This is a genomic window from Pseudomonas veronii, from assembly GCF_001439695.1.
Lineage (GTDB): Bacteria > Pseudomonadota > Gammaproteobacteria > Pseudomonadales > Pseudomonadaceae > Aquipseudomonas > Aquipseudomonas veronii.
The window spans coordinates 80613-92333 of the sequence record NZ_JYLL01000023.1 but is presented as its reverse complement, the minus strand read 5'-3'; the positions used below and the strand labels follow the sequence as shown (position 1 = coordinate 92333).

8 protein-coding genes are annotated in these 11721 nt (G+C 53.6%); 3 read left to right on the top strand and 5 right to left on the bottom strand.

The features are described 5' to 3' along the window. Window positions 1-451: 451 nt before the first annotated feature. Complete coding sequence (gene mobI / locus TU80_RS22875; protein ID WP_057005466.1) at window positions 452-913, top strand: conjugative transfer protein MobI(A/C); 462 nt, start codon at window positions 452-454, stop codon at window positions 911-913. Window positions 914-1292: 379 nt separating this feature from the next. On the opposite strand, the gene TU80_RS22870 is transcribed toward mobI, so the two are convergent. Further along, window positions 1293-1658, bottom strand: a complete 366-nt coding sequence (locus tag TU80_RS22870) for a hypothetical protein (protein ID WP_057005465.1) — start codon at window positions 1656-1658, stop codon at window positions 1293-1295. 543 nt (window positions 1659-2201) lie between these two features. Beyond that, window positions 2202-3170, bottom strand: coding sequence for a hypothetical protein (locus tag TU80_RS22865; protein ID WP_057005464.1), 969 nt, complete (start codon window positions 3168-3170; stop codon window positions 2202-2204). Between the two features lie 226 nt (window positions 3171-3396). Here TU80_RS22865 and TU80_RS22860 point away from each other — a divergent pair, with 226 nt between their 5' ends. Together TU80_RS22860 and TU80_RS22855 are read left to right on the top strand one after the other, a co-directional pair. Next, complete coding sequence (locus tag TU80_RS22860) at window positions 3397-3972, top strand: recombinase family protein (RefSeq protein WP_017735523.1); 576 nt, start codon at window positions 3397-3399, stop codon at window positions 3970-3972. A 126-nt stretch (window positions 3973-4098) separates the two neighbouring features. Further along, a complete protein-coding gene (locus TU80_RS22855; protein ID WP_235000069.1) occupies window positions 4099-4932 on the top strand; it encodes a hypothetical protein in 834 nt (277 codons plus the stop codon). Between the two features lie 144 nt (window positions 4933-5076). On the opposite strand, the gene TU80_RS22850 is transcribed toward TU80_RS22855, so the two are convergent. The 3 genes from TU80_RS22850 to TU80_RS22840 form a co-directional block, all read right to left on the bottom strand. After that, window positions 5077-6132: an AAA family ATPase gene (locus TU80_RS22850; protein ID WP_057005463.1), complete on the bottom strand. Its 1056-nt coding sequence runs from the start codon at window positions 6130-6132 to the stop codon at window positions 5077-5079. Beyond that, window positions 6132-6341, bottom strand: coding sequence for a helix-turn-helix transcriptional regulator (locus TU80_RS22845; RefSeq protein ID WP_235000071.1), 210 nt, complete (start codon window positions 6339-6341; stop codon window positions 6132-6134). The genes TU80_RS22850 and TU80_RS22845 overlap by 1 nt, the downstream gene beginning before the upstream one ends. Before the next feature lie 487 nt (window positions 6342-6828). Beyond that, window positions 6829-11706 carry a DEAD/DEAH box helicase gene (locus TU80_RS22840; RefSeq protein WP_057005462.1) on the bottom strand — a complete coding sequence of 1626 codons (4878 nt, stop codon included), beginning with the start codon at window positions 11704-11706 and terminating at the stop codon, window positions 6829-6831. Between the last annotated feature and the right edge of the window lie 15 nt (window positions 11707-11721).

The following is an 11721-nucleotide window of genomic DNA, read 5'->3' as shown; positions in this document are numbered from 1 at the left end:
AGAGTTTCAACGCTATTCACCGCGTCTTTCAGAGGCGGCTCGAAAAAAACTCCGCAAGCTATTCATTGATGCAGGCGGTCACCTTGGCTAAGCGAGTACGACTTTTTCAACAGAATCGGCCGATTTCTGCCTTTCGTAACTGGCAGAAATTGGCCAGTTGCAGCTTGGCAGGGATACACGCCCGCTCGCTGTCATTTGCTTCTAACATGTCGACCTTGTTTCGCACAGGGTCAAGGCTGCCGCCGTCATCTATCGTGCATCCTTTGCACGTTATGTTTTTCTGCGACTGACATGTCGTCATCCGTCCGTCATCTCATGCGAAGCTGGGTCACAGCCTGAGCCAGTCCGCCCACTTTCCGTAGATTTCCGACGGTAGAACGGTCTGAAATCGAATCCTGGGTGCTCAGCGATCGGTCACCATTTGGCTCTTACAAAGAAGAGAGCCTTCGTCATGAGCAAAGAAGCACAAACGATAGTCACCCTGTTGGATCAGCAGTACGAGCAGTTGCTTACGGACGCGAGATGCTTGGTAGCAAGCTATGTGGATGCGTCCATGAAGCTGTACAAAAAGACCGGGGTCAAATCTGTCGTGGCTGCCGTTTCAATCAAGCAAACGAGCCCGAATGCGTATTCGATCTACTGGTGCAAACTGGTGCCGCTGCAAGGACAAAAAAACAAATTCGCGCCCCTGACTATTGCCAAGGGGAATGGCAAACATAAATACCCGGCTTCCTCGTTTGAGTTTGTGGAATACCCATACCGTCACCTCGTTCTGCAAGTTGAGGGGCGGCTTGCAGAGATTCGCCGCGTTGCGAGCGAGAATCGTCAGCTACGTCGGACGTTGGTCGCTTATGAGAAGAAGCTGTCTAGATACCAAGCGCTTAATCATGGCGACCTCTATTCGGGAGGGTAGCGGCTGAGTACCTATAAGCAGTGCCGAACAGATTTGACCCGATTGTAAATCCCGAAAGCCCCGTTCAGCTTGCTCTGGCGGGGCTTTCTCGTATCAGCAGTGAACTACGGCGAGATATATTGCTGCGCTTGATCAGGGAAGGCGACGGGTTCGGGCTATAAGCAGTGTAGGGCGCTAAATCTACTCGCTGTCAGCCAGCAGGCCCATTCAGGCGGGGGCGGAGGCCGTATTTGCTATTAGCAGTGACGCTTACGACCAAGTCTGCCGCCCAGCTTTGATCTGTATTAGTAGTGAAAGGCTTCACTTTCATAAAATAAACATTGGTAGGTGCCGTTCCTGTTGGTACCTGTGTCGCGCAGCGGGTGGTGACGGTAACGCGCTACCCGTGGCTGCCTCGCTGCTGTTCGAATGCAATGCGGTTCATTACGCAGATGGGAATGGGGTAGCCCTGGATGTGGGTCGTGAGAGCCTCGTTGCCTGCGATCACCATGATGCAGGATAGGCCTCTGCGGAAGCGCATCCCTCGTCCCGAGTAGTTGCGCGGGATGATCTCCCATGATTCGTCGTCGTAGTAACAACCAACGATTTCTGACCAGCGTAATTGGATGCCCGCGCCCATGATGCCTACTGGGGCCAGGCAGAAAATTTCTACCTGGGTATCCTGCCCAAGAGGTACAGCGTAAATCCGACCGTTTGGTGCAATAGGTGGGAAGTACTGCCCGTTACCAAGGTGACGAAATTCCATGGTGCTGCTCCGGTTAGATGAGGTCGCTAAACACTCTCCGGTAGCTTTCGGAAAACCCAAGATGAGATGCTGCCCATGAGTCCGCGCACGGGTTTTAGCGTACTCGGCAAGCTAGCTCGCCACACGGAGGGCGTGCATGTTGCAGATCTAAATGCTTCGGCGCTCCGGTCACTTTCGCTAGGGTGCGGAAATTGACAACCCTTCCGAAGTCATCCCATGACCTCATAGGCTTGGGAAAATACTGCGTATCGCAGCGGTAGTGTGCCTTGCCGATGGATTTGGGTAAGCGCCCGCTGCCAAGGGGCAGCGGACAGTTTGTTGCAGGTATCTGGCCGTTCCGCTGAAGGCTCAATCGTCGCCGTGCTTCTTGTCCAGGTACGCTGCGACCATATAGCCAATTACACCTGCGATAGTCAGCGCACTGATGACGGCAAGCACGGCATATACAAGCAATTCAAAACGATCCATTCCCTGACTCCTTTAATTCGAACCCTGCCAAGGTTAAGGGCGTCTGATCTAATCCCAAATCTGCGGTGTGATGGCTTAGCGATTGGTACCGGCGGCTTCCTTCCTCAGGTTGGCTCGGGCACCAACGTACGCATCAGTTTCCCAGATACGCATATTCCCGAGCTCGTAGGCGACGTGATTCCGGGCCTCCAGATCCTCATCTTGGGGAGCTTTGCCCCCAAGAATCGGGGCGTGGTGACCAGACAATCGCCAGTAGAGCTCGCAGGCATATGCCGCGCGACAATCATCAATGTTTAGTCCGTGAGAAAGTAAAAGCTCTTGAGCTGCAGGTAGGTTCTTTAATTTCCATGTACGCCAAGCTGCTGGTGTCGCGTGGCTGCTGCCCTGAAGTTTTTGAAATGCCGCGGCCTTCTTCAAAATTACAATTTGCTCAGGGGCAGAGATATTAATGATCCGATGCTCATGTTTATCTTTGCTGAACACATAAAAGATGTTTTCTTCTTCGGCGTCCTTGTGAGCATCTTCTGCGTCGAAGAAAAAAGCCTCAAGCAATGACATGCCGAGGTATCGAACTGACCTGATTAATGTTGCTAGCTGCTCTGAGTGGAGAGCCTGAATATCCACCATCGCGGCTTCAAACTTAGTACGGTCAAGACTGCGCGGTACGGTAATCCGTGCATAGCTTGGAAAGCCAAGACGGCTACCGACGTTAGCCGCTACGCCTTTCCAGTGCCCATTAGTTGCGAAGCCCATCACTACATATACAGTCTCAAGCAGGCCCGACACGCTTTGCAGTGGGAGATTTCCTTGGTATGTCTGGATATAGAGCTCTTCCCCGTACTCCCTCACCAATTTTTTATTGACGAATTCCAAGATGTCTACCTCATGAGACTCGTTGGCATAAGCACTAAACTGCGCCCATTGCTGGTCGTGGATCATGGCCTCGTGCTGACTGAGAAGCCCGCGCCGGACTGCCTCCCTGAGAATTGCCGAACCGGCCTTGGTCAAGTCCCGATCAAAATGTGCGTGGAAACTCTGCTTCATGGTCATTCCTCCATTCAGCTCAGGTGCTGAGCTGCTGAAGGAAATGTTGAGCGAGGAAAAATATTCTGGGGTTCGGTTTTGGTCGCTTTCAGCGCCTGAAATTGACGAGCGCATCCGTCCAATAAACGGTCGTTTATGGCACACCTATTCCAGATGATCTTTTGGACTTGGGATTTACCGCTTTCCTGTCACTTTTCCTGTACCGAAATCAGTGTGAGAAAAACGTATGGGAAAGCGGATTGGATATGCCCGAGTGTCGACTGATGATCAGAACCTCGACCTGCAGCGAGATGCACTTGCTCTGGCTGGGTGCTCAACAGTCTACGAGGAGACCATGAGCGGCAAGTCGGCGGACAGGCCGGAGCTGGGGCATTGCCTTAAAGCTCTGCGTAATGGTGACACTCTGGTTGTCTGGCGACTGGACCGCCTCGGTCGCTCTTTGCCTGACTTGGTTGGGATTGTCAGTAGCTTGGAGCAGGAAGGGGTGGCCTTCGAATCCATAACCGAACGAATCGAAACCACCAGCGCTGCCGGCAAGCTGATTTTTCACGTGTTCGCTGCCCTGGCTGAGTTTGAGCGCAACCTCATTCGAGAACGAACTCGTGCAGGACTGGCTGCGGCTCGTGCCCGTGGGAGAAAAGGTGGACGCAAGCCTGCGCTGGATGATCGTCAGGTGCGTGAGATACGAGCTCTTCTCAGAGATCCTGAGATACAGGTAACCGATGTTGCCCGACGGTATGGCGTTTCTCGAACAACGCTTTACCGCTACGTCGGTTCGCCGAAATCATCTGCGGTCGTTTAAGTGGTGGTGTTATTTTCCGCTGAAGTTGCCCAGATAATTTTGGGCGCTATGACCTAGCAGGCAAGTGAAGGATGTCTCTGGCGTACTACGTGTGCCGGACTACCACTGAATAAATAGGGAGTTTTCATGTCGATGCTTTTTTCTGTGAAGGGATGCGTTGGTACCTTGCTGTTGGTTGTGCTGGTTGGTTGCTCCAGTACCCCGAGGGTCACGTTGCCAGAACCTAAAGATGTTCCTCGCGAGAAATGGTCCGATGCCATGCTGGTTCTGGAAGCCATGCGCATCGATGGTCAGCGCGATATTCCAAGTGAAATGGTTGGGAATGAAGCAGATAACCTGAGCGCGCCGCGGTCTTCAGGAGGCTCTAGAGGTCTAGCGACGGCAGGTTTGGGATACGTGTCACCTCCAACTGGTTTTAGCAGCGCAGGAGCAGCCTCTCTTGGCGTCGGGTTGTTCTTGCTGGGTGGTGGCAGCGCTGGCCCTGTCTATCATTACCAGGTTGCTGCGTGGGTGCCTGAGGAACTCGCGTCTAACCCAAAGGAGGCATCTGCGTTGGTCAGGTTGGCCTGGCTTGATGCGAGAGAAAAATACTTCGGTGGGAAAATCTCAAAGTTGCGTCATGAGCCGGCTAAGTACGCTGACGGATCAGGCAAGAAATACGACAGGCTTGTAGATTTGGCTGCTGGGAACCCTGCACCGTTCGACGCTCCGGCGAGCGCTGCGCCAGCATTCATTTCGGCCGAGAAAGCCTACGGCCCGATTTTCCTGACCGATCCCTCAGGCGAACTATTTGCTGACGCTAGCAGAGCTGATAAGGACGGCATGGATGCGCTGGCGGGTATTGCTCGTCACCTGCCCGAATGGATGTATGCATACTACCCTGGACGGAATTGGCCTAAGGACTTCCGACCTGCCGCTATTTACAACAAGAACGGCAATCTCTATTTCATTGGGAAGTAGTTCGTGGTCGACCTGTGCGCCTGGCGTGCCGGGGTTTTATCTGCGGAATCAGTCATACAGACTCTCTCGCGAGTCGAAGGCGTTCAATAAAAACGAAGGTGCTCAACACAAGTATTGAGCACCTTCGACGTGCGTTGAGCGCCTTCAGGGAGCGGTGGGAAGCTCCCATGCCCATCCGCCCTGCATACCTGTTTTGTGTGAACGTATACCTAGCTGTTTCTGGGCTCTGCGAAGTGACGCCGAAGAAATGCAACGTTCTTCAGCTAAAGCCATCAACGCATTGATTGCAACAGGCCCAGCTTGCAACGTCTCCTCAAGAAAGCTGCACGCCTCTTGAGTAGCTGATGCTGGTCTTTCGCCGCCCGCTCGCTCGATATCCGCCAAAATAGTTTCAGCACTACCTTCGACGGCCTCTCCCCACCGGATGCAGGTTGTTTCCAACTGCTCGTTTATCAATAAGGGCTCAACGAAGTACTCTATCCCCCCACTATCAATCGAGACGTTGGATTTCGGTCGGACAAGCACTCGCGCTTCGGAATTTTGAGCTTTCCCAGCCACCAGTACCGTGCGAGCAAGTGCTGAGAATGCCTGGCTGCCGATTACGCGATCAGCTACGGATGACTGGGATGTACCTTTGCTCAGGTGAGATATACCGAGGACAGCGCAACAATGCTGCTCTGCGAAATCCACTACCATTTGTAGCCCCTGCCGAACTTCGTTTGCCCGGTGCATATCCCCACGAATGAGATTGATCAGTGGGTCGAAAATCAGCAATGAAACGCCGTCAATCCTTGCGGCTGCTTCATCCAAAAGGGAAAAGTTGGCTGCAGGATCAAACTGTCGTCTGTTCCCACGTTGATCTCTGAGCCCCTCGATAATGTGCACGCGGGTTAGGTCTGCATCTGCAGCCGTAAGGCGGGGAATGATCGTGTCAGCGATACCATCCTCGCCGCTCCAGATGACGATGTTGCCTGCTGCCTCACATTTGCTGCCGTCTGGCCAGTCACCACCTCTGCTGAGCGTGGCGGCCAGCGAGATTGCCAGCGTGGTTTTACCGCATCCACCTGCGCCGGCAAGAATGGATAACTTTGCCTTTGGCAGCCAGCCTGGCCAAATCCACTGGATTTTTTCCGCTGGAATATCGACCGCTGCTGTGAGTTCTATCATCCAGCCCGGTTGTTGAGGTGTTCGGCGCTGCATTACAGCGCCTCCCTTTGCCGAATCCAAGCCTGGATTTCACTGTTACGCCAGCCGACGCTGGAACCGCACAAAAGACGTTGTCGCGGGAAAAGGCCCTCCGATATTTTACGGTAGATCGTTGAGCGTTTTAGGCCGACGATTGCCTCGACATCGCGTAAACGAAGAATTTTGTCATCGTCGCTGACGTCGTCAAAGTTGCTAACGTGCATTGCCATAGGTTTTGAGTCCTAGGTCCTGAAGCGTGAGGCAGCGTCCTCCGGCACTACTGCTAAAAAGGGTAAAAGACGGATATCGGCTGGCTATATAGCGAGCACGGGCATTTGCCACACGCATAGGAATATGCGCGTTTCCGAGATTAATGTTCGGTAGCGTCGGAGGTCGTTGTGGGCTACAGAAATTCTAGGCCGTGAGGCTTCTAGGGGCCGAACGGAATGAGGCCGTTCAGGCCGGATGCACAAATCAACCGATGGAAGTTGATGCGGCCCGCTCAACGGATGCGAACGAGGCGAAAGTTTTTAACGTCGTTACCAGGGCGACGTGGCGGACCGTTGCGGATCGATAGGGATCGCTTGGGACGGACAGTTTTTAACATGAGAGTGCCGGGCTGGCAATCAGTAGATGCTCTGCCTTGGTTGGGCAAGGGTGGCCCAACCAAGGCAGTAGTTGACTGGATGCTCCGCGTTCTTTCGGACTCAACTATTCATCTGTGCCGATATCGAGTTTGGGTAGCGCCTTGACGATTTTCTGGGTTTCCAAGCTCACGGTGACCACGCGCTGGAACAGCTCCAGTGGGTACTTGGGGTTGCCCATGGTTTCATTGGCCCAGTCGTTGGCGTCGTTGACGATGCCGCTGGCTTTGTCAGTGCGTACGGCCTGTCGCTCCATCACCCAGTCCAGTGCGGCTTTGCCGTTGACCACGTAATCCCAAGCAGCGTCGGGGATGTCTTTGAGGGTGATGCGGGGGTTGTAGATGACAGTGCTCTTGTCGCTCTTCTCGGCGAACTTCATTTTCTCTACCCGGTAATCCGCGTTGGTCAGCGTACCCTTGGCTTCGATGGTTAGGGGGTACGGCTCGACGGTTTCGTAGTTCACGTGAAGTTCGGCCAAGGCGCGACCCGCTTGGCTGAAGGCCCAGAAATCTTCAGCCTTCTTCACTGCCGGAATGCGTGGAAGCTCCTTGCTCAGATTGTCAGCAAAGCGCTCGCGGTAATCCGGGGAGTGAAGGATGCCGTAGACGTAGTAGAACAGGTCTTCCTTGATGATCTGCTCACCGGGGTATGCATTGTGAAAGTGCAGTAGGCCTTCGTCGGTCAAGGCATCACGGCGATGACTTTGTAGCTGGGTTTGAGAGTCTTCAAAGAGGTCGCCCTTATCAGCTTTGTTAGTGTCGCAGCTATACAAGTAAAGAGGAAAGCATTGCGCTTTCTCCAAAGTGTCATACGTTCCAACACTGCGTAGCATTAAGGCAGAAAATCCGCTTCGGGAACCCTTTCCGGAAATTGCTATGACTTTATTTTCATCATTGAAGTAGTCAGGGGTTTTTCCGCGAGATTCTACTAGCGATTTATCGGTATAAATCCAGCTGTTTGTAAAAGGTCTATAACAGCACTGCATGAAGGCGCCGCTATGTATTTTATGGGTTTTTAGGCGCTCGCAATCATTCCGAAGACCTCTAGACCAACTAACCTGCTTTTGGTCTGAGTTTACAAAGTCTCCAATATCTATGTTTTCTCCTGATGTTGAAAATCGCTTAACTTCCGAGTTATAAAAATCTAAGGTTTTATTTATGTTTGAGTGTAGCTTGTCTCTTGAGAAATTAATACACCATGAGTCCCTGTTGGTCATTATGGCGGGAGAACTAGCGTTGAATATCGACGCACCTTCTAAGCTGGACATTTTAATAAAGTCACTGAAACTGTCGTCGCGCTGGCCAAGCCAGTCGTTGTGTATGTCGGGAGTGATAGATTGCCAAGAGTGTTCAGCAGATACGCCTGAAATGCTCACGAGACTGCTGAGCCTTTCTAGCTTCTGCGACTGGCTTAGGTCGTCTCCGATGTTGTGATAGTAGATGTTCCCATGGTTTTTGGAGGCTGGATTTTTTACAAATAGGGTTATAGCTACACCAGTCATGCTGCCGCTACCAAAGACGTTCTGCCCTTCTTTAGCACGGCCTTTGCTTAGCATGTTTTTTCGAATATCACCCCGGAGATTCAAAACGTAAACATTGGTAAACTCTTCAGTCAGGGCTTTACGCATGCCACTCATTGCGGATTTATCAATAAATCCTGAGCCTGATACATACCCGATAATTCCACTACTACCAATTCGATCGCTGGCCCATCGTATTGCACGAATGTAGCTATCATACAGTGAGCGTGTAAGTGTAATATTTTGCCCCTCTATATACGTGCTGCGAATACGACTATCTAGATGTGGATAGGCTATGTTCTGGTTGTTGTCGTTGGCACTTCCCTGGCCCACTGAGTATGGAGGGTTGCCAATAATCACCCGAATATCCAAGTCCTTCTGCCGCTTGCGGCGGGCGCTGTTATCCTCGAGCAACACATCAACTAGATCGTCTTTCTCGTACATCTGAAATGTATCAGTCAGACAGATTCCTTCAAAAGGCGTGTATTCCTCAGTCACTTCACCGTGGTACGTCGCTTCGATATTGATGGCTGCAATGTAGTAGGCCAACAGCACCAGCTCGTTGGCGTGTATTTCGTGCTTGTACTTATGCTGCAGTTCTTCCGGCTTGATCAGGCCTGACTGGATCAGGCGGGTGATGAAGGTGCCGGTGCCGGTGAAAGGATCGATAATGTGAACGCCCTTGCTGCCCAGGGTCTGACCGAACTCATTTTGCAGGAGGTGATTTACGCTTTGAAGGATGAAGTCCACCACCTCGACTGGGGTGTAAACGATGCCCAAGCGCTCGGTCATCTTGGGGAAGGCGTTGCGGAAGAACTTTTCGTACAGCTCGACGATGATCTTCTGCTTGCCCTGGGCGTTGTCGATACCAGCCGCGCGTTGACGTACGCTGGCGTAGAACTTATCTAGGGTGTCCGCCTCCTTTGCCAGGTGGTGCTCATGGAGCGCATCAAGTACGCCTTGCATCGCCTTAGACATGGGGTTGTGGCTAGCGAAGCTGTACTCTTCGAACAGCGCATCAAACACCGGTTTGGTTACCAAATGCTGGGCGAGCATTTCGATAATCTCACCATCGCTGATGCTGTCGTTGAGGTCGTCACGCAGTTCGGCGGCAAAGGCGTTAAAGGCATCTTTTTCCTGGGTGTTAGCCGTGTTTTCCAGGATTCCCTGGATACGGTCAATATGGGTACGGGCGATCTTGGCGATGTCGTTAGCCCAGTCTTCCCAATGGTGGCGGTTGCCGCACTTGTCGACGATTTTGGCGTAGATGGCCTTCTCGATTTCCCCCACCTCATAGGCCAGCTCGGCCTGCTGGGTCATCTGGCCTTCGACCTCGTACTTAGCGCGTTTCTCACCAATGCCGTACTGGCCTTTGCCTGCCTGGCCATTGCTGGTGCCGCTAGATTTCCTGGTCTTTTTTTCGGCCTTGTCGGTGATGGCGATGACTTCCATCTTGCGCGGGTCAGAGCCGATCAGGTCGAGCTTGTTGACCATGGCGTCAAAGCTGTCGTCGTGCGACCGCAGTGCCTGCAGCACCTGCCAAACCACTTTGTAGGTCTGGTTGTCATTGAGCGCTTCGTGGGGCTCCATGCCGGCCGGAATGACCACGGGCAGCACCACATAGCCGCGCTTCTTTCCCGGTGCGTTACGCATTACCCGGCCAACGGATTGCACCACGTCCACCTGGGAGTTACGCGGGGTTAGGAAGAGCACGGCGTCAAGCGCTGGTACGTCCACACCTTCAGACAGGCAGCGCACGTTGCTGAGGATGCGGCAGGTGTTGGCTGGCGGTTCTTCCTTGAGCCATTTGAGCTTGGCTTCCTTGGCACTGGCGTTCATGCCGCCATCGACGTGTGCGGCTTCGCAGATGATGCGTGAGGACTCATCGATGTTTTCTGACTTCTGATAAGCCTCCACCACCGACTGGAACATGCTGGCGATATTGATCGAGCTGACCTTGTGCTTGGTGCCCTTGTAGTTGGGCGAGATGACCTGACAGAAAGCTACAGCGCGCCTCATGGGCTTATCATCACCCACCAAGTTTTCGGCCAATCCCTGCTTGGCCAGAGCCTTCCAGCAACCGACTATCTTGGCGGCATCGTCTACCTTGAGCTGGTTGTTCTCGTCCTTCAGCATCTCCTGAAGGCGGCGGCTAATGGTGCTCTCCTCGACGGTGAGTACCAGCACCTTGTAATCGGTGAGCAGGCCGCGCTGAACGGCCTCGGAGAAGTTGATGACGAACAGCTCTTTGCCGTAGAGCGCTTCATCATCCATCGAGCACAGGGTGACTTCGCCAGACTCGGCCTTGAGCTTGGCGTTGTCACCGTAGATGCGCGGCGTGGCGGTCATGTACAGACGTTTGGTGGCGCGGATGTAGTCGGCATCGTGAACGCGCACAAAGTTGCTTTCGTCGTCGTCGTCAAAGGTGGCGCCCGTGGTGCGGTGCGCTTCGTCGCAGATCACCAGATCGAAAGCGGCCAGGCCATGATCAGCCTGGGCACGGCTGATCACATCGATGGAGTGATAGGTGGAGAACACTACGCTCATGTGCTCGGCATCATGGCGCTTGAGCATTTCCGCTGCGAGGCGATCTGCCTTGGTAGTGGCCGGGTAGCGTAGCTCGTGGGTGAACACCTGAACCGCGTCATCCTCTGCTTTGCGCTTCTTGCCAACGTCGCTGTCGGAGCAGACGGCAAAGCTGTGGAGCGGGGTGGCGCTTTCCTGCGTCCATTCGGTAAGGGTCTGCGATAGCAGCGACAGGCTAGGCACCAGGAACAGTACACGCCTACCCTTGCCGGCCTGCTGCTCGGCAATTTTCAGGCTAGTGAAGGTCTTGCCGGTGCCGCAGGCCATGATCAGCTTGCCGCGTTCGGCGTCCTTGAGGCCAGCGGCCACGGCATTCAACGCGGTTTGCTGGTGCTCGCGCAGCTGCTTCTTGGCCTTGAGAGCGACTGCCTGATTGGGCTGGTACTTGGCCCAGTCTATCTGGCTGTCTTCCAGGGCTTGCAGATCGATTTTACTGACCGGAGGCTGCTGGCCCTGCAACGCGTCCTCGGCGTGCTCGCTCCAGTTGTTGGTGGTGGCAACAATGACGCGGTGCGAGAACGGCGCTTTGCCCGAGGCGGTGAAGAAACTGTCTATGTCCTTCTTCTGGACTTTGTAGTCCTCGGCGTACAGCTTGCACTGGATGGCGTGGTACTCGCCGGTGCCCTGGGTGCGAGCCACTAAATCAATGCCCGCATCCTTGCCACTGAGGCTTTGTTCCTTCGCCCACTCCGCATACGTCCATACTTTGTCGTAAAGGTCGCGGTAGGTGGCTTCGTTGCGGAGGTAAGTGCAAATCAGCTCTTCGAAGTAAGTACCTTTTTCACGTTCGGTGACAGAAGCGCTGCGGTAGGTATTCAGCAAAGCTGATAAGGCTGACATCGGTAGGAATTCCTT

Coding starts and splice junctions, on each gene's coding strand:
- mobI (WP_057005466.1), top strand. CDS start 452: ATGAGCAAAGAAGCACAAACGATAGTCACCCTGTTGGATCAGCAGTAC.
- TU80_RS22870 (WP_057005465.1), bottom strand. CDS start 1,658: ATGGAATTTCGTCACCTTGGTAACGGGCAGTACTTCCCACCTATTGCA.
- TU80_RS22865 (WP_057005464.1), bottom strand. CDS start 3,170: ATGAAGCAGAGTTTCCACGCACATTTTGATCGGGACTTGACCAAGGCC.
- TU80_RS22860 (WP_017735523.1), top strand. CDS start 3,397: ATGGGAAAGCGGATTGGATATGCCCGAGTGTCGACTGATGATCAGAAC.
- TU80_RS22855 (WP_235000069.1), top strand. CDS start 4,099: ATGTCGATGCTTTTTTCTGTGAAGGGATGCGTTGGTACCTTGCTGTTG.
- TU80_RS22850 (WP_057005463.1), bottom strand. CDS start 6,132: ATGCAGCGCCGAACACCTCAACAACCGGGCTGGATGATAGAACTCACA.
- TU80_RS22845 (WP_235000071.1), bottom strand. CDS start 6,341: ATGCACGTTAGCAACTTTGACGACGTCAGCGACGATGACAAAATTCTT.
- TU80_RS22840 (WP_057005462.1), bottom strand. CDS start 11,706: ATGTCAGCCTTATCAGCTTTGCTGAATACCTACCGCAGCGCTTCTGTC.